This window comes from Brevibacillus sp. HB1.3, assembly GCF_013186635.1.
GTDB lineage: Bacteria > Bacillota > Bacilli > Brevibacillales > Brevibacillaceae > Brevibacillus > Brevibacillus brevis_D.
This window is the reverse complement of record NZ_JABMIT010000001.1, coordinates 468,206-491,631: the sequence shown is the minus strand read 5'-3', so window position 1 is coordinate 491,631 and position 23,426 is coordinate 468,206. Positions and strand designations below refer to the sequence as shown.

The following is a 23,426-nucleotide window of genomic DNA, read 5'->3' as shown; positions in this document are numbered from 1 at the left end:
CAAAACGGTATCAAAGATGATTTTCGTCGCAAAAACCCGCTTTATTGCTGGCCCGGACCCCAAACAAAAACCATCTTCTGCTTGTTTCTGTCAGAAGATGGTTCTCCATTTGTCCCTATTTCATTTTCGCCGTAAACTGCCCCCACGTCTCTTCTCCCCACTTGAGAGTGAGGACGTCTCCATCCGTAACAGGTCCTACCCCCGCTGGTGTACCCGTGTAAATGATATCCCCTTGATCCAGTCCTAGATGTTCGGAAATATAGGAAATAATCGTTTCCAAATCAAAAATCACATCACGCAGATTGCCGCGTTGCACTTGCTCTCCATTTTTCAGCAAGGAGAAATCTGTTTGGTGTAGCGCATGAATGCCTGGGAAAGGATGAAAAGAAGTCAAAATCGCTGAATTTTTAAACCCTTTTGCCAACAACCATGGATGCCCTGCTTTCTTCAGCTCGCTCTGAACATCCCGCAAAGTAAAGTCGATCCCAAGTGCTATTTTGTCAATCATCTCGTCAAGAGTAACGCCAGCCTCGTACGGCCTCGCGATGTGAATCACAAGCTCCGCCTCATAATGGAGCTCTCCACGAGATGAAGGAAGCTCAATGGCCTCACCATTTGCCATTGCAAGCGCATGTGTTGGCTTGTCAAAGATCATTGGCTTGGTTGGCACATCATTCCCCAACTCCGCAGCATGCAATCGATAGTTGCGACCGATACAGTAAATATTTTTGACTGGCTCCATTTTGTCCTCTCCTTTGGTGGCTGTCTTTTTTTCACTATATCATGGCTGCATGGCGTATTACAGCTTGTCTTGTTCGTCCTCTTCCATGCAGTTTCCATAGCCAGGCCAAAGACGGGCATTTCCTCGTGCTTCTACTTCAATCACCGTATCACAAATAGATTCCAACGCACCCTCCAGATCCATCTCTTGCTCGGAGGTCCAGGAAAATTCGTAATGGAAAATCACATGCTGCTCTGTCGCTTCGGAGAGAACAAAGGCAAACTGCTGTTGTTTTTCCACGACATGCTTTCTGGCTTCAACCGTTGCTTCCACCGAGAACATGCCATCCCATTCAGCAACTATATATGTAGAAGTAACATCAATCCACAGGGAGGGAGTATCATTCGTCCGCCGGAAAATAACAGAGTCTTCCCGATAAAACCCGTAGCCAGAGGGCAGCGCACCCGCGAGCTTGAATGGGATTCCTACTGGCAAATCATGTGGCTTCAATGCGTGGACAAGTCTCCCAGGCAAAAGATAACAACCATCCTGCTGGCGATCTAACCGTTCTCCCATGACGAGAACCTCTTGCTTGTGTGAATCACCTGTCACCTGAACGAACATCACGGCACCTCCTTCTAAAACAGTATGGTCAGGAATGCATGACTCAAAACCAAATCAATAACCATTTTTTCCCTGTCAAAATACCGAAAAAAAAACAGGGTTCATCCATAGGATGCCCCCTTTATTCCTTCGAAGCTACGCACGTATGATCGCAATCACAACATGTTCGTCATCGTATGATTTTGCTTTGATTTTCACAGGGAAGTCATACAAGTTGACAAATTTAAAATCCATATAGCCATACGCGACTGTGGCATCTTGACCCGCTGGCACGTATCTCACCGATTTGCTATGGTTATGCCGTTCCACCGTGATCATTCCCGCTTCAGCAACTGCATTGTAAAGCGTGCTGGAAACCTGGCATATCCCGCCTCCATAGTCATCAGCGAGCTGCCCGTTCTGAATGACTCCAGCCTTTTGCCAACCACCGTCAGGCAAATTCGAATTTCCCACTATCTCGTTGAAAGAAAACACCTGTTGCGGCTTGATTTTTTCATTATGAATCTTGCTCAATGCTTGCTTGATGTTATGTTTACGCTCATCTGTGCTGTTTTTCATCGATGAGTAATAAAAGCCGAGAACCTCGTCTTCCTTGAGGCCCATCTTCTCCACATACTTTTCCTGTAACTGATCCTGCAACTCGATAGAAAGAGATACCTGGTCTACTTGTAATGCCATTGCATGCTCAGGCGCGAAGTTCATACTGAGCGAGAACACAAGGGCCACTGTAGCCATCGTGATCAGCCAATGCCGAACTTTCTTCATTTCTACTTCCTCTCCCACATTTGTTGATCGATTATCTAGTGCGAAGTTCCCTATTTATATCGTCTGACCTAGTTTTTCTACCTTGCCTCTTACAATGTAACGTATGGGAAAAGCGACAATCAACCTGCAAATGTTGGGCTTTTTGTCCTACATCAATTCTACTCGTCGTCCTCATCGATAACCCCAAGGGCTTTGTTCTTTTCTTTAAAGCGCTGGTTATGAGAAGAAACGTACGCCATCCGATCTGCTACCGGGTCAATGTGCAATTTGGCACTGTTTACGGCCACAGCCGCATCGGTGAATGCCCCCGCGATCAGCGTAATCTTGCTGTCAAAACTCGCAAAATCGCCCGCTGCAAAAATCCCTGGTAGATTCGTTGCCAGACGAGGGCTGACAAATACGTTCCATTCATCCATGTCCAAGCCCCACTCTTTAATCCCGGTGAAATCAGCCTTCAATCCGTGATTAACGATGATGGCATCGACATTGATCTGCTCCGTCTCGTCTGTCTCTAGATGACGTATCGTCACTTTATCGATTGTTTCTTTGTCAGAGCTTTGCAATTGCGTGACCGCATATGGGGTGCGTACGATCGCAGATGACTCTTTCATGCGCTTCACATTCCGTTCATGTCCACCAAATACATCTCGGCGATGCACAACCGTTACGGACGCTGCAATCTGCACCAGTTCATTTGCCCAATCGACCGCGGAGTCCCCGCCACCTGAGATAAGGACGTGCTTGCCACGGAACGGCTCCAGTTCCTGCACGGTATAATGAAGATTTGTCACCTCGTAGCGCTCTGCTCCTTCGATCTCCAGCTTTGCCATTTTCAAAATACCTCGGCCTAAAGCCAATATGATCGTGCGGGTCCAATGCCGTCTCCCTGATTTTGCAACGAGTATGTACGTTCCATCTTCTTGTGGCTCTAGCCCAATGATTGCCTCACCTAAGACGATGGTAGGATCAAATGTCTTCGCTTGTTGCACCAGATTGGCAATCAGCTTTTCACATAACTGTGGTGGTACACCGCCTACATCCCAGATCATTTTTTCTGGATAGATCAACATTCGTCCACCGAGCTCTTCTTTCGCTTCAATGAGTTTCGTCTTCATATCGCGCATTCCGCTATAAAAGGCAGCGTACAACCCCGCAGGGCCACCGCCGATAATGGTTACATCAAACAGCTCCAACTGTTCTCCCACAACTACCCCTCCACTGTCTTTCTCATTTGTTTATCAATCATCAAGCGATAGTGAAAATGAGATTCATTATCACAATGTGATTGTAATGGAAAATGGAGGAGGATTCAACCTGCTAGAAAAAATAAAAAGGCTCGTAATTAGCTTCATCCGCTAATTTACGAACCTGTTGTTTGCTATATGGTGCGGTCGAGAGGACTTGAACCTCCACGGTGTTGCCACCACTAGAACCTGAATCTAGCGCGTCTGCCAATTCCGCCACGACCGCATAAAAATGGTGCCGGCAATAGGACTTGAACCCACAACCCCCTGATTACAAGTCAGGTGCTCTACCAATTGAGCTATACCGGCACGTTACGAAAAACTATTCAATTCGCACATTCAAGTAAAAGAATGGCGGAGCTGACGGGACTCGAACCCGCGACCTCCGGTGTGACAGACCGGCGTGAACTCCAACTTCACCACAGCTCCATGTGGTTTTTGTCCACCATCTTGCGGCGACTTCTGTAATATAGCACAATCCTATCTCGTGACGCAATAGTTTTTTAAAAATAATAGAAAGATTAATTTTTTCATAGATTTACCAAGCAAAATCCGATAGAATTTTATCTAGATATGCAGATTTTAGTAGATTGGTGGAGACGATGACATGAAAAAGACTTCGAGGCTACTCACCTTCCTCGCCCTCTTCACTCTGCTGCCTACTGCTGCCCATGCTTCCTCATCGGCATATGTGGTATCAGCAGGTGATACGTTGAGCAAGATCGCTCGCGAACATCAGGTCACGGTGGATCAAATTATTCAATGGAACCAACTGAATGATGATCGATTGTCAATTGGACAAACTTTGTCAATTCATGGTGCAAACACTTCTGGCTCCATTGCGACAGACATTCCTTCCGATGTAACTGTCGATCAGAATGATAACGCTACCACTGAGTCTAAAGAACTAACCGCTGGTGAAAAAGCCCGTGTCACTGGTGACGTGCTGAATGTGCGTAAAAAGCCTTCGACTGACGCAAAAGTGTTAGGCAAGCTACGATCCGGTTCCATTGTAGAAGTCGTAGAAACGGGTAGTGAATGGACGAAAATCGAATTCGAAGATCGTGAAGCATACGTTGCTACAGAATTCCTCAGTCCAAACCTCACTTCTACCGTTTCGCTGCCTGCCGAGGTAAATGCAGAAGATCTGGGTCGTTTGAAGGAAATTTTTGAGCCATTGCTCAAAACACCATACGTTTTAGGTGGAACGACTCCGAATGGCTTTGATTGTAGTGGCTTTACTTCATACGTTTTTGAACAGCTTGGGGTTACACTTCCGCGCACTTCTGAAGATCAATTCCGTGGCGGTCAAGAAGTATCACTGGATCAAGCACAGCCGGGTGACCTTTTGTTCTACGATGCCCTTGGAAAAGGACGCGTGTCCCACGTAGCGATCTATCTGGGTAATGGAGCAATCGTGCACGCGAATGGCGAAGATGTTCGTTATGGCAAAGTCGAATACATGCATAAGCTCTACCCGTTTTACGGTGTGAAGCGTTACGCTAATTTCCAGTAAGCTTTCCTGCACGGATAAGCAAACAAACAGCCCTGTCTGCCTTTTCAGCGCAGTCCGAGGGCCGTTTGTCGTTCTATGCTTAATGTATTTCGGTATTATGTCCCTGCTGTTGCTGCTGTTGTTGCTGTTGCCCTCCGATTTCAATTTTGCCCAACGCTTGCTTCATTTTGTCGAGCTGAAGTTGATAATCACGAACGACTACGGTAAGAACACTGACAGACTCCTTGAAATCCGGCTCGCTGCTTACTCTGTCGATGGCTCTATGTAAATGCAGCATTTTGTTCTCCGTTTCCCGTAATAGGTCGAGTAACTGCAATCCATTTACCACGTAATCACCTCATCTGTTTTTTCTTACTTTCTCCTTCCCCTCTGTTCCCTATGCGCACAAAAACGCTTTGCAGCATAAATAAAAAACGCCCGCTAATGGCATAGCGGACGTTCTTCCTATTTAGTTCAGGCGAGCAGACGCGAGCTCAACGAATTTTTCGATATCTTTTGCAACCAAAGTGAGGGAATTCCGCCAGAAATCAACGGAGCGTACATCAACATCCATGATGGCTGCTACATCCGCAATGCTCATTTTGCCCGTTACGGACAAGAGCTTGTCGTACTGCTCAACAAAAGCTTCCCCGCGCTTGAGATACTCTGCGTACAAGCCTTTCGCGAACAGGAGTCCAAAGGCATACGGGAAGTTGTAGAAATTGTAATCCGCGCTATAATAGTGCGGTTTGCATACCCACATGTACGGGTGCAGGGCTGCCGGATCCAAACCATCTCCGTACGCATCCTTCTGCGCTTGCAGCATCAGTTCGTTCAGAGTGGAAACAGACAAGGCACCTTCTGTTCTGCGCTCAAATACAGCCGTCTCGAACAAGTAACGGCTATAAATATCAACGATCACCTGACTTGCTCCGCTGATATCATTTTCCAAAATCGCAAATGCTTCCTCGGAGGTCGCTTGTTCAAGCGCTGCATTGGCAATGATGGTTTCGCACAAAATGGACGCGGTTTCAGCGATTGGCATTGGGTAGTCGCTATTCAAGAATGCTTCGTTTACAAGACATTCTCCGTGATAGCCATGTCCCAATTCATGTGCCATTGTGCTCACATCGCTGTAGCTGCCTGTGTAGTTGGACATAATTCTGCTCTCCCCTACGATGTGCAAGTTGTAACAGAATGCCCCTCCACGCTTGCCTTCACGAATCTCTGCATCTATCCAATGATTGTCATAAGCTCGTGCTGCATAGTTGGCGAGCTTTTCGCTAAAGCTACCAAAATGCTTCACGATGAAATCGCGGGATTCCTCATAGGAGAAACGCATGTCGGCCTCGCCCACTGGCGCAAACAAATCATAAAACGGCAACTGAGCGCTCTCATGACCGAGCAGCTTCGCCTTTGTACGGAAGTATTGATGGAAGGATGGCAGGCTCTCACGCATAGCCTGAAGCATTGCTTCGAGTGTCTCGCGATCCATGCGGGAGTCTTGCAACGTCTTATCCAGTGGTGATTCATAGCCTCTGAGCTTTGCTACGGTAATAACCTCGCCCTTAATTCCGTTCAAGCTGGCAGCAGCAGCATCAACGATTTTTTTGTAAGCAGCAAGCTCCGCCTCGTATGCGGTTTTGCGAAGCTGCGAATCTTTTTCGTTCGCCATGTTTCGCACCACTGGCAATGGAAGCTGTTTGTGCTCCCCATCGACTGTAATGTCTACCAGCAATGTGGAGGTCAGCATTTCATGGAGCTTTGTCCATGCATTTGATCCTGTATTCTTCATTTTTGCCAAGACGATTTCTTCTTTTTCGCTCAGCATGTATTTGCTCTTGTCTGACATTTCTGTCAACATGAAACGATGTGTTTCTAACAATTCCGATTGGGAAATTAACTCGTCCAGGTTGCTCAACGATCCTAACCATTTTTGGAATTGTACGCCTGGTTCAACCAATTCAACAGCCTGATTCTGCACTTTTTCAATCGCGAGCAATGCTGCCTCATTCTTGGCATCGACACTGGCAGTCAGCTCTCCGTAGGCATACAAGCGGAATTGCGTTTGCAGGACGGAGGTCATCATCGTGATGTATTTCTCCATCTTCGCTACTGCATCTTCTGAAGATTGCAAGTTTTGCGCTGCCCAGCTTTTTATCTCTTCTGTTTCCTGTACGAACTTCTCCCAATCTTGTTTCCACTCTGGTGCATCAAATGAGGAATACAAGACGTCCAAATTCCAGCGCATATTCATGGGCACACGCCTCCTTTTCACTTATGTAACAAGCCTATTGTAAAAAAAATTAGATAGATTCTGCAAGTTTTTACTAAGAAAACTTCTTTTGCGAGAAAAAAAAAGACTCTGCCGTAGCGTAAGCAGAGTTCTTTTGTAGGCGATCAACCGCGTACTGGCTGCGTCAAAAACGTCAAGGCAGACAAGGCAAAAAGCTGGGTAGATTCTACCAATTGGTCAATCGCTAGGTACTCGTCTGCATGATGAGGGATGTGGCGATCGCCTGCGCCTGTTGTCAAAATCGGAATGCCTGCCTTGTGCAGGAAGGTTCCATCTGTCGCACCTGGAACGCCATTGTATACGGGTTCTTTTTTCGTGATTTCCCGATAGGCGCTTGCGACAGCAGTCACGACTTCTTCCTTCATGCCAGTCAACGTCCAAGGACGCTCTTCGATGACTTCCAAGGTGGCTTTGAACTTGTCATCTTCTTTACTTAATCCTTCTAATATGGCACTGATTTCTTTGTACAGCCCTTGGTGGTCCTGCCCGGGTACCGTGCGAATGTCAAGTGTAGTCATGCATTGATCTGGTACGACGTTGATTTGAGCGTCTCCTTTGACCGGTGCCTGCAAAATTGTCGGAGTAATACTCGGCCACCCCAACATCGGGTGCTCTCCCAGACGAGCCATTTCCTTACGCTCCAGCCCCTCTAATGCGACTATAGCGCGTGCCATCCTTGTGTTCGGATTGATTCCTGTCAATGGCATAGCTCCATGCGCCATTTTGCCAAACGTACGAAGAATCGCTCGCATCGCCCCTTTTTGCGTGATGCAGAGCTGATTTTCTTCCGGTTCGCAGATGATCGCAGCATCGACGTTGTTGGCCCAGCCTCGCCGGATGAAATCTTTGATCCCAATCATCATGCCCTCCTCATCGCAAGGGATGCACAGGAGGATTTTGCCTGTAAAAGACTGTTTGGATCGTTGGATAGCTTTGACGGCACATATCGCGGCAGCCAGATTTCCTTTTGTGTCACAGGAGCCACGCCCGTAGATACGCCCACCAGATATTGTCCCGCCAAAAGGGTCGTAGCTCCAAGCACCCCGGTCCCCTTCTGTTACGACATCTGTATGGGCTTCGAACAAAAGCGTTTTGCCTGGTCTACCCGAATCGTAGAAAGCGATGACATTCGGCCTGCCCGGAACAACCTCTTCATAGATTACCTGCAACCCCATATTGCGAAGATAATCGGCGACAAATAGCGCGACCCGCTCTTCATTCGCTCCTGCCTGATCGGGGCGAAACACACTCGGAATTCTAACGAGCTCCTGTGTTAGGCGCACAACCTCCTGCTCGTCAACAAAGGATATCACCTGATTCATCCGCCAATCCTCTCCTCTGCATCCCAATTATGGTACACCTATTTCTGGAAGTAACTGCGATAAGAAGGCAGTCCCCCTGCCTCCTCTGCGTACTTAACGGCTTGGATGACGGCTTCAGCCAGCACATCTGCGGATAACGCGCCCACCAAGTCTACACTCGTCTCGACTTCGCCTGTTGCTACCGCAAAGATCGTATCGCCATCGTACAGAGTGTGAATCGGCCGGATCGTACGGGCAAGCCCGTCGTGAGCCATTTGCGCTACTTTGTTTGCTTCTGCTTTGGACAAGCGGGCATTGCTCGCGACTACGGCTATCGTCGTGTTTGTACCTGGAGGGATCGGGGCAAAAGCTCGCTGGCGCATTAACTCCATGCTATCCTGAATCGTTCCCTGTTCATCCCTCGGTCCAGCTATGATCGTCCCTGACTGGGGATCTACGACATGACCGACCGCATTGACAGCGACGATAGCCCCAACGACGAGTCCATTGGGTAGAATCACGGAAGCTGTGCCCAACCCGCTCTTCATCGCATTCCCAAATCCATTCAGCTTTCCTACTGACGCACCTGTACCAGCGCCGACGTTTCCTTGTGCTACTGTCTCACTGCTCGCTGCCTGTACTGCCTCATAGCCCATTTGACGATCCGGACGAACCCGATAGTCGCCTACAGCCAGATCGAACAAAACTGCTGCTGGAACGATAGGAACGACGCCAAAGCCAACATCCAGTCCGATGCCTTGTTCTTCCAAATACTGCATGACACCTGTGGCAGCATCCAAACCGTATGCACTACCACCGGAAAGGCAAATCGCATGGACGACACTCACCAGATTGACAGGGTCCAAGAGGTCCGTCTCTCGGGTGCCCGGGGCAGAACCCCGGACATCCACACCGCAGACAGATGGCTTTTCCAACATAATCACACTACATCCCGTTAATGTTTCTTCGTTTTGTGCATGCCCGACGAGAACGCCAGGTACGTCAACAATCGTTCCACTCATTATAAGTCTCCTGAAATTTTTGATTTTTGTCTGCCTGCTGAGCCCAATTTTTTCCAAGCTGCAACAACTGCCACCGTAACAATGACAGACACAATTGCTTCTGGCAAACCACTCGTGATCGCGACCGTGGTCGCTACACCGAGGGTCATATAGCCTCGAATGACGGCCATGCCCAGTACCAGGATCGTGTTGGTCATTGCCCCAATAAAGCCAGCGGCACCAATCGCTACATACTGATTGACGTTTTTCAAACCAACGTAAGTCAAGTAAGCAGTCACACCAATGAACAAGCGTGGTAGGATTGCGACGAGAGGGTCTTTAAAAAGCGGAACGGTGGCATTTAAGAAAGAAGAGACTCCAAATATAAGGCCAATGATCATACCAACGCCCCAGCCCTCCATTATGCCCCCGATAACTGCCGGGATGTGCATAATAGTGGCATTGCCCGCTGCTGTCGGAACCGGAATGTAGCCGAGACGTGTCACCCCGAGCAAAATCGCGATCGCGCCCAGAACGCCTGCAATGACAATCTTGCGAACGGTCAAGCCTTTTTCCATGCATACTCCTCCTTTTACGCGTTTTATGTGGAATGCCCTACTCGGGCGAGTTCCCGCTAGTCTCCCTTACCAAGGTATGGCGAGCATGATGGCAGAAATGACAACGCTTGCGATCAGCGCGACGTAATCCTTGCCTACTGCCTTGTATTGGGTGTATCTAGTCCGTGCGGCACCTGGTGTGTAGCATCTGGCTTCCATTGCCAAAATCAAATCTTCTGCTCTGGAAAGCGCCACATTAAACAACGGGATGATGATGGGAAACATGTCTTTTGTTCGCTGGATGATCCGCCACCATTCTCCTGTCCCGAAATCTGCACCACGGGACGCTTGTGCTTTCATCATTTTTTCCATTTCCATCGCGAAGGTAGGTACAAATCGCACAGCAATCGTGATGATCAATGCAAACGCGTGAACCGGAAACTTTACTTTTTCCAAGGGCCCTAGCAGTCGTTCCATTCCGTGCGTGAGTTCCGTCGTAGAAGTGCTCAGCGTGAGGACACTCGATAAGAATATGACCTCTACAAAGCGCATAGCTGACACGATGACGAGGCGCACACTCTCACTCGTGATCGTGATGAAGCCGTATTTCAAATAAACGGTTCCGCCATTGACAACCTCCCCGTAGAAAAGCAACTGCATGATTGCCAAAATAATGATAAAGGGGATGGCGGGCTTGATCCCGGATATGCCGTAATGCAGGGGGATTTTCGAGATTTGAAACATCCAGATACAAATAGCTAAAGCAAACAGGTTGCCCACGTATGTATCACAGATGGCAATCGCTAGGATGAGGATGACGAAAGCCCCCAGCTTGAAACGAGGATCGAGACGATGAACGACAGAAGCAGTGGGTAAATATTGACCGATGGTAATATTGCGCGTCAATTCAAATTCTGCTGACATGTGGACCCCCTCCTTAGCGGTTCATCAGTTTCAAAATTTCCATTGCCGTCTCTTCAGGTAAAAAAGCGCTTGGATCGATGCTGTAGCCCTGCTCACGGAGCCTGTATAAAATATCAACGGATTCCGGTGTGCCGATATGATGCTGTCGCAGTAATTCCTGATTGCCAAAAATTTCTCGTGGTGTCCCCTCGCAGACTGAATGGCCGTTTGCCATGACGTAAACGCGATCAGCGAGCTTTGCGACCTCTTCCATATTGTGTGAGACGAAAATAACCGTAAGCTTTTCTTCCCGATTGAGACGGCGGATGCGTTCCAATAGCTCAAGACGAGAGCGCGGGTCTAGCCCTGCTGTTGGCTCGTCAAGCACGAGAACCTTGGGTTGCAAGGAGAGGACGCCAGCCAATGCCACCTTGCGCTTCTGTCCGCCACTCAAGGCAAAAGTCGGTCTGTCTTTCATCTCCTGAAACGAGAGACCAACCAAGTCCATCGCCCACTGAACGCGTCGCCGCACCTCCTCTAAGGGAAGCCCCATCCGAAAAGGGCCATAGGCTACATCATCACCGACCAGCTTTTCGAACAGTTGATCCTCCGGGTTTTGAAAAACGAGCCCTACTTGTCTGCGCAACGTACGTATATCGATCTTCGGTTGAGAGACATCCATTCCATTAATGATGACCGTACCGGACTGAGGGCGAATCAGGCCGTTAAAATGCTGGATTAACGTCGATTTTCCCGAGCCGGTATGACCGATAATGGCCAAGCATTCGCCCTCTGCAACCTGGATGGTTACCTGATCGAGAGCACGATGTTCGAGAGGCGTTCCTTGCATATAGACATGAGATAGATTTTCTACGTTTACGATCGGTTGCGTCATGAACCACTCGCCTCCGCTTGTCTGACGTACAGACGATTAACCTCCGCGACAACTTCCTCATTGTGGATGAGATCAGGTCTAAATTCGCTATATTCGGAATGAACGAGATGAGCAATCCGGCTCGCGTCCGGAACATCCAGATGCAGCTCGCGAAGTCTTTCCTGATGGGAAAATACTTCTCGCGGAGTGCCCTGCAATACAATCTTGCCTCCCTCCATCACGATGACGCGATCCGCTTCTGCTACCTCTGACATGTGATGGGTCACTGTGACAATCGTCATTCCTTCGCGGTGCAGCTTGCGAACAACTGCCAAAATATCCTGTCTACCGTAGCTGTCTAGCATACTCGTCGCTTCATCCATGACAAGGACTTGGGGCTTCATCGCCAATATCCCCGCAATGGCGATCCGCTGCTTTTGTCCGCCAGACAAATGATGAGGCGGTCGATGGCGAAAGGCACTCATTCCGACTGCCTCTAGGGCAAAATCCACTCGTGTTTTCATCTCTTCCGCCGATGTTCCGATGTTCTCCAATCCGAAGGCCACATCGTCCTCTACAATCGTCGCGACAATCTGATTGTCCGGATGCTGAAAAACCATCCCGACACGGCTCCTCACTTCATGAATCCGCTGTTTTTCACGCGTGTTGATTCCGTTAACGATGACATCGCCTTCCGTTGGAGTCAAAATTCCATTGAGATGCTTGGACAGCGTTGACTTACCGGACCCATTATGACCAATGATGGCGACATACTCTCCTGGAAACACCTCCAGGGAGACGTTTTGCAGGACAGGAATTAGTTGATCTTGGTTAACCTGATAGGCAAACGAGACATTTTCTACACGTATAATCGGTTGTGGTGTCATGCTCTCCCCTCGCCTCTTCGTAAAAGTCGTATGTGTTGTGTCCTCCATAAATAAGCAACTACCATGCCAAATGAATATGTTTTTAATTTTCTGTAAATTACCTGACTAACGGTGGCTCTCTGTTGCAAATATGCATCCACGATGTTGCAATTGCATCAATTTTTACGACCTTTCGTAGCGCTTCATTTTTCTCCATAGGGTGGACCGATCCATTCCCAAAATTTTCGCCGCCTCCCCTTTGTTTCCCTTCGTCTTGGCCAAAACCTTTCGGATCGCTTCTGCTTCTCCCTCTTCTTGATCTCGGTAAGCTTGTCGCTGATACAGCTTCTTGGCAAAAAAAGCTGTGTCCCTCTTGCCAAGCGCGTCATCCTTGCAAAGCAAGACCATTCTTTCCACCACGTTGCGCAGCTCTCGTACATTGCCTGGCCAGTCGTATTGTTTGAGAACGTGGAAAACGGTCTCTTCTACTTTCAAATGCCTTTTATTTTCCCGTTCCTTGATTTCTTCCATAATCGATGTCATTAATAGAGGAATATCTTCCATTCGCTCTCGCAAAGCAGGTAACTCAAGCGTCAACACATTCAATCGGAAGTACAGGTCTGAGCGAAACTGCTTTTCCTCAACCAGTCGTTCCAAATCTCGATTCGTTGCCGCAATGATTCTCACATCGACAGGGACGATACGCTCTCCGCTGATTCTGCGCACTTTTTTCTCCTGCAAGATACGCAAGAGCAGCGCTTGGATCGGAATCGACATCTCTCCGATTTCATCGAGAAACAGGGTGCCTCCGTGGGCCAATTCAAACAGCCCGGGCTTTCCACCTTTTCGCGCGCCAGTAAAAGCGCCCTCCTCATATCCAAACAACTCGCTCTCCAATAAATTGCCGGGGAGAGCCGCACAGTTAACCGGGATGAACGGCCCAGTTGCACGCTGGCTGCTCAAATGAATCCCTTGGGCGAACAACTCCTTGCCAGTCCCAGTCTCCCCCTGTATAAGAACGGTCGCATCTGTCCGTGCAAATGTTTCCGCCCAATCCTTCGCTTCCCGGATCGCAGCAGATTCTCCAACGATATCCTCCAGGCGGAATTTGGCTTCCAAGCCGCTCTCCATGCTCTGCTTGCGAATGCGCATCTCCATTTTTTGAATGTCGGTAATCTCTTTAAAAGTGGAAACCGCCCCCACGATTTCACCCTCTACGACAATAGGCAAACGGTTGATGATAATTTGTCGATTCAGGATCGTGGCAATGTCACCTATTTCTTTTTTTCCCGTTGCCAAAATCCTCAACATATCTGAATTAGGGATATATCGGGTAATTTTTTGTCCAATAATATTACTTGGCAGGCCCAGTATTTCCATTGCGTTTTTATTAACTCCGATTATTATGGAATCCCGATCGACCGCAATGATCCCGTCATGAGAAGCGTCCAGAATCGCCTGCATGTGGATGTCATGGATCATTTGCCTGGTTCTCCTTCCTCGGCATGCTCAAGCATGACTGCTACTTCCGGTGCTGGCCTTCTTGCCCGACGCTTTTTTCGTTTCTTTTTCCGTAAAATGAAAATGGACAGGAGCATTAGTGCGAGGATGGCTAGCTCGATTGGTTGTGCCAGCTTTGCAGAAGTCCAGCCACTCATGCCCAGCAAGTGAAAGATGACGGCTATGTAAAGGAAGATCGATGCTAGATTTTGAGCGTTCACCTGTTTCACCTCTGTTTTTTCATAATAATCTGACTTGCGCACTACGAAAAACTCCCATGGAGACGCGAACATCGCTCCACAGGAGAGTTGGTTCTTGTTGTCTTTCAATTAGATAGGGAGTAACTCCACCGTTTCTTTGCTCTCCAAGTCTTTCACCATGTCGAGCCATGCTTGTGGCTTTTGTGGAAGCACGGCGTAATATTGCTTCAAGAACGTGACGATCAGATCCGCTTCGAGGGTTGTTTGCTCCTCGTTAGTCGGCATGAAGCCCAGGTCAAGTCCGGATACTGCTTCGCCGTCATTTTGCCAGGACGGATGCACATACGTAAAGTTCGTACGTTTGTAGCCCAGATGCGAGAGCACTTCACGGCGTACAAATGGGTCCATTGGCTTGATTCTGCCAAAGCTGTGTTCTGCCACGCGGTACGGGTCGTAGATTTCTGCAAACATCCCGTACAGCTCCTTGCCGTTTTCAGCAGCCAAAGCGAGCAGGTCCTTTTGACGCTCTCTGGCGAGGAAGCGTCCCACTCCGAGTCCTTCGCGACCAATGATCGTGAAGTCTGTCATGGCTACGTTCATGTCTGTGTAAAAACGGTATTCGGTAGCGCCCACAACTTCTCCTTCGTGTACAGCTACAAATACGCGAATGCCTGGATCTTCGAGCGGTTCTTTCCACAGATCGTACGCCAATACTTCCTCAGGTGGGAACACCTCTTGCATCAAACGGTGCATCTTCGCAAACAGCGGATTGTCAATATGTTGAATACGTACGAATTCCATCAGTCAAATCCCCTTTCGAATCGATTGTGTCGGATAAACCCCTACCGATGCTGTTGAAATGGATTTTTCCATTCCATGAGTGTCGCGTAGTTGCGAGATTCCTCATCTTCCAAATAATTCGCCACGACCTGAACAGGCGTGCGACCACAGTGCATGAGAAATGTAATCACCGGGTCTCTTACTTCCCCTGTCAGAACATGCTCCAAGTACTGCTCAGGTGTCCATTGGTCTGCATAATGTCCATATCCTGGCATGCGACCTCCGCCGAGCAATCTGCGCAGTCCTTTTTGCACCACCAGCTCATACATTGCTTGCATCATCTGTTGACCCAATCCCAGCTTGCGAAAGCTCGGGCGGATGCAAATATCTACGATGTACAGCGTGTCCCCCTCAGAATCATGGTTACGGATATAACCGCTATCCGTGACATCTTCCCACTTATGTTCGGGGTGAGCCGGATCAAACTTCACGAGCAACCCTGTCATCGAACCTGCCAAAACGCCGTCAACTTCCACACAAATGGCACCTTCCGGGAAGAGCGTAATATGGTTCGTCAGCTGCTCCTGGTTCCACCATAGCTCTGACGGGAACGGCGGGGGAAAGCTCTCCGCCTGTATTTGGATCAATTCGAAGAAGTCTGCGCGATTGTAGTTGCGTAAGACGGCTTTCCGTGGCTTGTTCCCTTCAAATACATACAGCTCTTTTCTGTACATATGCATCCTCCTGCTGTCCAGATCACGATGGAATGCTTACTTCCAGTCTGTATACAAATCGGTGCGGCGGTCGCGCCACGTTGTGACAGAACCTTTTTCCCTCACGTCGTATAACAATTGGATATCCAGGTCAGCGGTAACCATCATGTCGTGGTTGATTTCCCCTTCAGCAAGAATGCCTCGCGGAGGGAATGGAACATCGTTTGGTGTCAAGATCGCCGCTTGTCCAAAGTTCGCTCGCATGAAATCAACGGTCGGCAACGAGCCTACTGTTCCAGTCAGCACGACATACACTTGGTTTTCAATTGTCCGGGCATGACTGGTATAACGTACGCGGTGGAACGCGTGACGATCATCTGTGCAGGATGGGCAGAAAATGACGTCTGCACCCCGTGCTTTGGCGATGCGCACCCACTCAGGGAACTCGATGTCGTAGCAAATAATCATCGCTACCTTCCCTTTGTCGGTCTCAAAGATTTGCAGCGAATCGCCAGCCCCCATGTTCCAGCCTTTTACTTCCCATGGCGTGATATGGATTTTTTTCTGCTGGCCTACACGTCCATCCGGGTAGAACAGAAAAGCCGTATTGTAAAGCTTGCCGTTTTCCTCGATGATGTGCGTTCCACCAATCAGATGCATCTCATATTTGGCAGCGAGGGAACGAAACAGCTCGACATATCGGTCCGTGAATGATGGCAATGCTGTAATCGGCAGCGCGTTGCCTTGTTCGTCTCCGATTGACATGAGTTGAGTCGTAAACAGTTCCGGGAAAAGGAGAAATTCTGTGTCATACTCTTGCGCGTTTTTCACGTAGTGCTCAACTTGATTGGCGAAGTCTTCAAAGCTATGTATGGTATGCAGATGGTACTGCACAGCGGAAACACGCATTTTCATTCCATTCTTCCTTCCTCAGACGTGATAACAACCTCTCAGACTAAAATATATCAAAAACAGTCTGTAAAGTCTCGTCATAGACTGTATGAAAAAAGTCGCCTATCCGCTTAGACGGGCGACTCTCACCATTATTGGTTGATGCACATCCGCAAAACGGTTTTGTAGAGCAGCTCTGTTCCGAGTGCTACGTCTTCATAGGCTGCGTATTCTTGCGGATTATGACTGATACCGTCCTTGCAGCGGACAAAAATCATCCCGTAATCACAAACGTAGGAGAGCGCCAATGCGTCATGGAAAGGACCACTCATCAGCTCGCGCACAGAGGCACCGAGCTTGCTGCTCTCCTCATGCATGATTGCCTTGATCCAGTCGGCACAATAACGCGGCTCACTATTTGTATCTTCCGTAATGGTATAGTGCAACCCACCTTCTACAGCAGCTAGCTCAATCGCCTCGCGCAACACTTGTTCGCGCTCATCGCGACGCTTCAAATCGATATCCCGCAAATCAATCGAAAAACGCACCCGCTCGGGAATGATATTGCGCGAATCCGGGAAAACCTCCAAGTGACCGACCGTACCGACTGTTGGCGCTTGTGGATCGAGCTTTGCCAGCTCGTTCACTGCCAAAATTACTTTTGCCGCTCCGACTAGGGCATCCTTTCTCATCGACATCGGTACGGAACCAGCGTGCCCGGCAAAGCCAGTCAGCTCGACCGTCCACCACAATGGCCCTGATATCGCCGACACGATCCCAATCGCTTCCCTCGCGTCATCGAGAATCGGCCCCTGCTCAATATGCAGTTCCAGATAAGCACCGATTCTGCCTTTTGGATAAATAGACGCTTCCAGGCGATCAGGGTCGCAGCCAAAATCAATCAGTGCCTGCCTGCGTGTGACCCCGTTTTTATCCGTCCTCTCCAAGTCCGCCGGTTCCAGCATACCAAGAATGCCTTTGGAACCAAACAGTCCTTTTTGAAAACGACATCCTTCCTCGTCACAAAACGCAACGACCTCAATAGGCTGTGCAGGCATGATTCCTTGTTCATTCAACGTCTGGACGACCTCCAGTCCCCCCAATACGCCGATCACGCCATCGTACTGACCCCCGTACGGCTGCGAATCGATATGCGAGCCAATCATCAGGATCGGGGCTTGCTCATCCTTCCCCGCCATCCGGCCAATCAAATTTCCGAAGTCATCGATCCGCGTCTGAAGGCCTGCTTCTTCCATCCAGCTACGCACCAGCTCTACGCCTGCCCGGTCTTCAGCAGACAAAGCGAGTCGACATACACCCGTTTCGCCTATTTTCCCAATTTGCGCCAATTGCTCGATTCGTTTTTGCAGTCGTTCTTCGTTGATCGTAAGCTTCCTCGCTTTTACGTTCATGCTCGAAGGACCTCCTCATCTTGGCCGTGATAGACGAAAACTCATCCTTACCTTATGCATGTGCCTCTTCCCAAATGGTATTCAACTCGTCCTGTTCCTAGTAGAAATTTCCTCAAATGAAGCGATTCTGTATAGATTGGGTCAGGAAAATCGTCTTTAATCTTGGTATAATGAATGGGAAAGCAGGTAGGAGGAACAACAGATGACCGAGTGGTTGAATAAACCAGTGAAGACCATACAAAGACCAAAGAAACGAGGTACGGTAGAATACATCGATGACCAGTATATCGTGGTATTCTTTACTTCCCCGCGAAAAGAGCGCGTTATTTTCTCGAGCAAGGAAGCGTTCCTAAATAAAGTCGAGTTCGTGGAAGACCCCGTTTCATGAAAAAAAGCCCCTGACTTTAGCACTTCAATTAGTGCGAAGCCAAGGGCTTTTTATATGTGCGTAGGTAGCTTACGCGTAATGCTCGTCACGCAGGCGTTTGATTTCATCGCTCTCCAGGTACTCGTCATATGTCATCATTTTATCAATGACACCCTTCGGCGTGAACTCAATGATCCGGTTCGCAATGGTTTGAACGAACTGGTGGTCATGAGATACAAAGAGAAGTGTACCGTCGAACTCAATCAAGCCGTTGTTCAATGCAGTAATGGATTCCAAATCCAAGTGGTTCGTCGGTTCGTCCATGATCAATACGTTGGCACTCGCCAGCATCATCTTGGACAGCATGCAACGAACTTTTTCTCCCCCGGACAATACGTTTGCCTTTTTCAGCGCTTCATCTCCAGAGAACAGCATGCGACCGAGGAATCCACGAATGAACGTCTCATCTTGATCTTTGGAGTATTGGCGCAGCCAGTCAACCAGGCTCAAATCGGAGTTAAAGTACTCCGCATTGTCTTTTGGGAAATACGCTTGGGAAGTCGTAACGCCCCATTCGAAAGAACCGCTATCAGGCTGAACTTCGCCCATCAAGATTTGGAAGAAGGTTGTTTTCGCCAGCTCGTTTGGTCCGACAAATGCAACTTTGTCCCCTTTGTTGATGGTGAGGTGAAGGTTTTCAAACAGTTTTTCGCCTTCAATCGTCTTGCTCAAGCCTTCGATAGCTACGAGGTTTTTACCCGCTTCACGCTCTGGCTTGAAGTTGATGAACGGATACTTACGGCTGGAAGGACGAATGTCTTCCAACGTAATTTTCTCCAACAGCTTTTTACGCGAAGTCGCCTGCTTGGACTTGGAAGCATTCGCAGAGAAACGCGCAATAAACTCTTGCAGTTCCTTCATTTTTTCTTCTTTCTTCTTATTCTGATCACGAACCATTTTCAGCGCCAATTGGCTGGATTCGTACCAGAAGTCGTAGTTACCTACGTACATTTGAATTTTGCCAAAGTCAATATCCGCAATGTGCGTACATACCTTGTTCAGGAAGTGACGGTCATGGGATACAACGATGACGGTGTTTTCATAATCCGCCAGGAAGTTTTCCAACCAACGAATCGACTCGATGTCCAAATGGTTCGTCGGCTCATCCAAAAGCAGGATGTGTGGATTACCAAACAGCGCTTGCGCCAACAGAACACGTACCTTCTCCGTACTTGCAAGATCCTTCATCTGCTTGTCGTGCAGGTCTGTCGGGATACCGAGACCGATCAGCAAGCTAGCTGCATCTGCTTCGGCCATCCAGCCGTTTAGCTCTTCGAATTCTCCCTCCAATTGGGACGCGCGATTGCCGTCTTCCTCAGAGAAATCTTCTTTCATGTAAAGAGCGGTCTTCTCTTCCATGATCTCGAATAGGCGCTTGTGGCCCATAATTACCGTTTTTAACACTTCGTACTCGTCGAATTCAAAGTGGTTCTGCTTTAATACAGCGATACGCTCGCCCGGTGTCACCGAAACGTGACCGCTCGTCGGATCGATCTCTCCGGAGAGGATCTTCACGAAGGTAGACTTCCCTGCACCGTTCGCACCGATGAGGCCGTAACAGTTACCTGGGGTAAACTTAATGGATACATCTTCAAACAGTGCGCGCTTCCCGTAGCGCAGCGTCACGTTCTGAGTGCTTATCATCGTCGCAATACCTGCCTTTTTTGAATCGTTCAAACACTTATCTTACCAGAGATGACCTCATTTTGCAAAAGGTAAACGATTTCGCGCCTAGCAAAAAATACTGGATTCATGAAATGGACTCTGGCAGGGAAAACTACCATGGCAATCCAGTGGGAAGGAGGCTTACGATATGTCCAAGCAAAATGGTGTCAAAAATGAGATGGGAAAGAAAGAAAACCCTTCACAAACCCGCAGATCGAACACAATTAGCAAAGAACAGACACGCTCCAAGCAACGCGGCGAATAACGAGTGACTCCATCAAAAACCGGCCTGCGGCATATGCAGACCGGTTTATTTGCGAGAAATCAGATCAAACACTAGCCTGCAACGGAACGCGGGCAGGGCGATGTGTCTGCACAGGTTGTGAATCCACGTAAATTGATACATTGTGCAACGTCACGTATACAATGCTCTCCTCTTCTACGTTTAGCTCCATAAAGCGCTGCCTGCTCATCTCTGCCTCAAATACCTCCCCCGTGTCCAAACGCTTTAGGTCAAGGCGAACGATCGGCCCCAAAAGCGAAATATGGTTAATCTCAGCCTGAACCGATCTGGCAGACTTCCCCTCTGGCGGGCGCACTGAGATCTCTACATCGTGTGGCCGCATGTACCCGACAGCGGGAGCCTCCACCGCTTTGTCCTTCCAATCTGTCTCGAACTCTGCCTCACCGAGCTTGATTTTGCCATTTTGGATTCGTCCGTGAAACAGATTGACCCGCCCAAGAAAGCTGTACACAAACGGATTCGCCGGATGATGATAAATTTCTTCGGGCGAACCTACCTGCTCCACTCGCCCTGCATTCATCACAACTACCTGATCCGCCAATTCCATCGCTTCCTCCTGATCGTGTGTAACGAATAGAATCGTTAGCCCAAGCTTCCCGTGCAGATGACGGAGCCAGCGACGCAGCTCCTGCCTCACTTTCGTATCCAAAGCGCCAAACGGTTCATCCAGCAGCAAAAATTTTGGTTCCACTGCCAACGCCCTCGCCAATGCAACACGCTGGCGCTGCCCACCAGATAGCTGTGAGGGATAGCGATGCGCGAGACCTTCTAGCTGCACGAGTTTTAACAGCGAATGAACTTTTTCACTGATTTCTTCCTTGCTCGGTCGTGTTTTGCGGGAGCGAACGGACAATCCAAACGCAATGTTGTCAAAGATGTTCATATGCCGGAACAAGGCGTAATGCTGAAAAACAAACCCAACCTGCCGCTCGCGCACGTCGCGGTTCGTATTATCCTCTCCGTGAAAGAGAATCCTCCCCTCCTGCGGTTGCTCCAGTCCAGCGATGAGACGCAAAAGCGTCGTCTTTCCCGATCCGGAAGGTCCGAGAAGCGCTACGAGTTCGCCTTCCGGGATATGCAAATTTACATTTTTCAGCGCTGTAAAGCTCTTATAAGACTTGGTTATGTTCACTACCTCGATACTCATCCAGCTCTCTCTCCTGTCACGTCGTAGTGTTGTTCCTCATCCAGCTTTACCTGCCGCTCGGTCTTCCACTCGATCAGGCTTTTCAGAATAAGCGTCACTAAGGCTAAGGCAGCAAGCAAGGTGGCTACCGCAAAGGCAGCAGCGAATTGGTATTCGTTGTAGAGAATCTCCACATGCAACGGGAGCGTATTGGTCATGCCGCGGATATGACCAGAAACGACGGATACTGCCCCGAATTCACCCATAGCGCGGGCATTGCACAAAATAACCCCGTACAAGAGCCCCCATTTTACATTTGGCAGCGTGACCCGTAAAAATGTTTTCCAGCCGCTTGCTCCGAGCGAGACTGCCGCTTCCTCCTCGTCTCTCCCCTGTGCTTCCATGACCGGAATCAGTTCACGAGCGACGAACGGAAAGGTAACAAAGGTCGTCGCAAGCACGATACCCGGAACCGCGAAAATAATTTTGAAATCCCACGCCGCAAGCAAGGGTGCCGCCACACCTTGACTTCCAAACAAGAGGACAAAGATTAGGCCCGCAATGACTGGAGATACGGCAAATGGCAAGTCTATCAACGTGAGCAACACATTTTTACCCGGGAACGAAAACTTGGCGATTGCCCATGCAGCAGCGATCCCGAACGTCACATTCAGCGGTACGCTAATGGCTGCCACTAGCAAGGTGAGCCTAACAGCGGATAGCGTTTCCTCCTCAGTAATAGCGGCAACGAACACCTCCGCCCCTTGCCGAAATGCTTCTGTAAAAACAGCCACTAGTGGCATGATCAAAAACAAACCGAGAAAGAGCATGGCCACGATAATCAGTGTCCATCGAATATAAGCTGGCTCCGTCAAATGCTTCATACGTCATACCTCCTAACGGGCCGCATCGAATTTATTAATTTTCCATTGCAAGTAGTTGATGACCAAAAGCATGACGAAGGAAATAACAAGCATGACGGTTGCAATTGCCGTAGCGCCTGCATACTCAAACTGCTCCAGCTTGGTCATAATCAAAAGGGGCACAATCTCTGTTTTCAACGGCATGTTCCCGGAGATGAAAACGACGGAGCCATACTCCCCCAAGGCTCTGGCGAAGGCAAGCGCAAAACCCGTAATGATTGCTGGTAACAGATGCGGCAAAACCACTCGCCAAAATGTATTCCATCGGGTAGCGCCCAACGTAGCCGCCGCTTCCTCCATTTGCAAATCCCAATCCTGCAAAACAGGCTGGACGGTTCTGACGACAAAAGGAAGACCGATGAATGTTAGTGCGACCCATATACCGATGGGGGTGTACGCTACCTTGATCCCCCACTCCGCCAGGTACTGCCCGATCCAGCCATTTTCAGCGTAAATAGAAGTCAGGGCAATCCCGCCTACTGCGGTAGGTAAAGCAAAAGGCAGGTCAACAATGCCGTCAATGATCCGCTTCCCCGCAAACTGATAGCGAACCAACACCCATGCCACCAAGACACCGAACACCGCATTGAGACAAGCCGCGAAAAAAGAAGTCATAATACTCACACGAATAGAGGCAAGGACCCTCGTATCCATAATCGTCCCGATGAATTGCTCCCAGCTCATCGTCGAAGCTTTTAAAAACAAGACAGACAGAGGGATTAGCACCAGAAGACTCAGGTAGATGATGGTATAGCCCATGGTCATGCCAAAGCCTGGCAGAAACCCTCTGTTGCGGAGTGATTTTCTCATGAAGGTAACTCCTCTGAGGAAAGTGTAG

Annotated in this window: 24 protein-coding genes and 3 tRNA genes; 2 read left to right on the top strand and 25 right to left on the bottom strand. The window is 49.0% G+C overall.

Features of this window, described 5'->3' with window-relative positions; genetic code table 11:
• Nucleotides 1-115: 115 nt before the first annotated feature.
• From HPY31_RS02565 to HPY31_RS02535, 7 genes are all read right to left on the bottom strand, one after another.
• Nucleotides 116-742: a fumarylacetoacetate hydrolase family protein gene (locus HPY31_RS02565; RefSeq protein ID WP_172138139.1), complete on the bottom strand. Its 627-nt coding sequence runs from the start codon at nucleotides 740-742 to the stop codon at nucleotides 116-118.
• Between the two features lie 57 nt (nucleotides 743-799).
• On the bottom strand, nucleotides 800-1,345 hold the full coding sequence (locus HPY31_RS02560; RefSeq protein ID WP_172138137.1) for a hypothetical protein: 546 nt from the start codon (nucleotides 1,343-1,345) through the stop codon (nucleotides 800-802).
• 135 nt (nucleotides 1,346-1,480) lie between these two features.
• Nucleotides 1,481-2,110 (bottom strand): VanW family protein, encoded by a 630-nt coding sequence (locus HPY31_RS02555; protein ID WP_172138135.1) that lies wholly within the window; start codon nucleotides 2,108-2,110, stop codon nucleotides 1,481-1,483.
• 158 nt (nucleotides 2,111-2,268) lie between these two features.
• A complete protein-coding gene (locus HPY31_RS02550) occupies nucleotides 2,269-3,315 on the bottom strand; it encodes an NAD(P)/FAD-dependent oxidoreductase (RefSeq protein WP_172138133.1) in 1,047 nt (348 codons plus the stop codon).
• A gap of 178 nt (nucleotides 3,316-3,493) precedes the next feature.
• Nucleotides 3,494-3,580: transfer RNA gene (locus HPY31_RS02545), tRNA-Leu, on the bottom strand.
• A 7-nt stretch (nucleotides 3,581-3,587) separates the two neighbouring features.
• A tRNA-Thr gene (locus tag HPY31_RS02540) sits at nucleotides 3,588-3,663 on the bottom strand.
• Nucleotides 3,664-3,706: 43 nt separating this feature from the next.
• A tRNA-Asp gene (locus HPY31_RS02535) sits at nucleotides 3,707-3,783 on the bottom strand.
• A gap of 178 nt (nucleotides 3,784-3,961) precedes the next feature.
• Between HPY31_RS02535 and HPY31_RS02530 the strand changes: the two genes are divergently transcribed.
• Nucleotides 3,962-4,870: a C40 family peptidase gene (locus HPY31_RS02530; RefSeq protein ID WP_172138131.1), complete on the top strand. Its 909-nt coding sequence runs from the start codon at nucleotides 3,962-3,964 to the stop codon at nucleotides 4,868-4,870.
• 79 nt (nucleotides 4,871-4,949) lie between these two features.
• Here the strand turns inward: HPY31_RS02530 and HPY31_RS02525 are convergent, their stop codons facing one another.
• From HPY31_RS02525 to HPY31_RS02460, 14 genes are all read right to left on the bottom strand, one after another.
• Nucleotides 4,950-5,198: a hypothetical protein gene (locus tag HPY31_RS02525; RefSeq protein WP_012686254.1), complete on the bottom strand. Its 249-nt coding sequence runs from the start codon at nucleotides 5,196-5,198 to the stop codon at nucleotides 4,950-4,952.
• 120 nt (nucleotides 5,199-5,318) lie between these two features.
• Nucleotides 5,319-7,106 carry a M3 family oligoendopeptidase gene (locus HPY31_RS02520; RefSeq protein ID WP_172138129.1) on the bottom strand — a complete coding sequence of 596 codons (1,788 nt, stop codon included), beginning with the start codon at nucleotides 7,104-7,106 and terminating at the stop codon, nucleotides 5,319-5,321.
• A 143-nt stretch (nucleotides 7,107-7,249) separates the two neighbouring features.
• The gene (locus HPY31_RS02515; RefSeq protein WP_172138127.1) at nucleotides 7,250-8,467 is read right to left on the bottom strand and encodes a M20 family metallopeptidase; all 1,218 of its coding nucleotides are present in this window, start codon (nucleotides 8,465-8,467) and stop codon (nucleotides 7,250-7,252) included.
• Between the two features lie 38 nt (nucleotides 8,468-8,505).
• Nucleotides 8,506-9,468, bottom strand: coding sequence for a P1 family peptidase (locus tag HPY31_RS02510; RefSeq protein WP_172138125.1), 963 nt, complete (start codon nucleotides 9,466-9,468; stop codon nucleotides 8,506-8,508).
• Nucleotides 9,468-10,025, bottom strand: coding sequence for an ECF transporter S component (locus tag HPY31_RS02505; protein ID WP_016740391.1), 558 nt, complete (start codon nucleotides 10,023-10,025; stop codon nucleotides 9,468-9,470). Before HPY31_RS02505 ends, HPY31_RS02510 begins: the two co-directional genes overlap by 1 nt.
• 66 nt (nucleotides 10,026-10,091) lie before the next feature.
• Nucleotides 10,092-10,928, bottom strand: coding sequence for an energy-coupling factor transporter transmembrane component T family protein (locus HPY31_RS02500; protein WP_172138123.1), 837 nt, complete (start codon nucleotides 10,926-10,928; stop codon nucleotides 10,092-10,094).
• A 13-nt stretch (nucleotides 10,929-10,941) separates the two neighbouring features.
• Nucleotides 10,942-11,802 carry an energy-coupling factor transporter ATPase gene (locus tag HPY31_RS02495; RefSeq protein ID WP_172138121.1) on the bottom strand — a complete coding sequence of 287 codons (861 nt, stop codon included), beginning with the start codon at nucleotides 11,800-11,802 and terminating at the stop codon, nucleotides 10,942-10,944.
• Nucleotides 11,799-12,668: an energy-coupling factor transporter ATPase gene (locus HPY31_RS02490; protein ID WP_172138906.1), complete on the bottom strand. Its 870-nt coding sequence runs from the start codon at nucleotides 12,666-12,668 to the stop codon at nucleotides 11,799-11,801. The genes HPY31_RS02495 and HPY31_RS02490 overlap by 4 nt, the downstream gene beginning before the upstream one ends.
• A 162-nt stretch (nucleotides 12,669-12,830) precedes the next feature.
• On the bottom strand, nucleotides 12,831-14,129 hold the full coding sequence (locus tag HPY31_RS02485; protein WP_172138119.1) for a sigma-54 interaction domain-containing protein: 1,299 nt from the start codon (nucleotides 14,127-14,129) through the stop codon (nucleotides 12,831-12,833).
• On the bottom strand, nucleotides 14,126-14,476 hold the full coding sequence (locus HPY31_RS28710) for a hypothetical protein (protein WP_253901645.1): 351 nt from the start codon (nucleotides 14,474-14,476) through the stop codon (nucleotides 14,126-14,128). Before HPY31_RS28710 ends, HPY31_RS02485 begins: the two co-directional genes overlap by 4 nt.
• Nucleotides 14,477-15,148 carry a GNAT family N-acetyltransferase gene (locus HPY31_RS02475; protein ID WP_172138117.1) on the bottom strand — a complete coding sequence of 224 codons (672 nt, stop codon included), beginning with the start codon at nucleotides 15,146-15,148 and terminating at the stop codon, nucleotides 14,477-14,479. It lies immediately after the preceding gene.
• A 41-nt stretch (nucleotides 15,149-15,189) separates the two neighbouring features.
• A complete protein-coding gene (locus HPY31_RS02470; RefSeq protein ID WP_172138115.1) occupies nucleotides 15,190-15,861 on the bottom strand; it encodes a GNAT family N-acetyltransferase in 672 nt (223 codons plus the stop codon).
• 36 nt (nucleotides 15,862-15,897) lie between these two features.
• Nucleotides 15,898-16,755 carry a carbon-nitrogen hydrolase family protein gene (locus HPY31_RS02465; RefSeq protein ID WP_012686242.1) on the bottom strand — a complete coding sequence of 286 codons (858 nt, stop codon included), beginning with the start codon at nucleotides 16,753-16,755 and terminating at the stop codon, nucleotides 15,898-15,900.
• A gap of 128 nt (nucleotides 16,756-16,883) precedes the next feature.
• Complete coding sequence (locus HPY31_RS02460) at nucleotides 16,884-18,143, bottom strand: M20 family metallo-hydrolase (protein WP_172138113.1); 1,260 nt, start codon at nucleotides 18,141-18,143, stop codon at nucleotides 16,884-16,886.
• A 202-nt stretch (nucleotides 18,144-18,345) separates the two neighbouring features.
• Between HPY31_RS02460 and HPY31_RS02455 the strand changes: the two genes are divergently transcribed.
• Nucleotides 18,346-18,531, top strand: a complete 186-nt coding sequence (locus tag HPY31_RS02455; RefSeq protein WP_012686240.1) for a hypothetical protein — start codon at nucleotides 18,346-18,348, stop codon at nucleotides 18,529-18,531.
• A gap of 69 nt (nucleotides 18,532-18,600) precedes the next feature.
• Here HPY31_RS02455 and HPY31_RS02450 read toward each other — a convergent pair whose 3' ends face one another.
• From HPY31_RS02450 to cysT, 4 genes are all read right to left on the bottom strand, one after another.
• Nucleotides 18,601-20,214 carry an ABC-F family ATP-binding cassette domain-containing protein gene (locus HPY31_RS02450; RefSeq protein WP_026133996.1) on the bottom strand — a complete coding sequence of 538 codons (1,614 nt, stop codon included), beginning with the start codon at nucleotides 20,212-20,214 and terminating at the stop codon, nucleotides 18,601-18,603.
• A 350-nt stretch (nucleotides 20,215-20,564) separates the two neighbouring features.
• Nucleotides 20,565-21,686 carry a sulfate/molybdate ABC transporter ATP-binding protein gene (locus tag HPY31_RS02445; protein ID WP_172138111.1) on the bottom strand — a complete coding sequence of 374 codons (1,122 nt, stop codon included), beginning with the start codon at nucleotides 21,684-21,686 and terminating at the stop codon, nucleotides 20,565-20,567.
• Nucleotides 21,683-22,549, bottom strand: a complete 867-nt coding sequence (gene cysW, locus HPY31_RS02440) for a sulfate ABC transporter permease subunit CysW (protein ID WP_012686235.1) — start codon at nucleotides 22,547-22,549, stop codon at nucleotides 21,683-21,685. Before cysW ends, HPY31_RS02445 begins: the two co-directional genes overlap by 4 nt.
• Before the next feature lie 12 nt (nucleotides 22,550-22,561).
• Nucleotides 22,562-23,398, bottom strand: coding sequence for a sulfate ABC transporter permease subunit CysT (gene cysT, locus HPY31_RS02435; RefSeq protein ID WP_172138109.1), 837 nt, complete (start codon nucleotides 23,396-23,398; stop codon nucleotides 22,562-22,564).
• Between the last annotated feature and the right edge of the window lie 28 nt (nucleotides 23,399-23,426).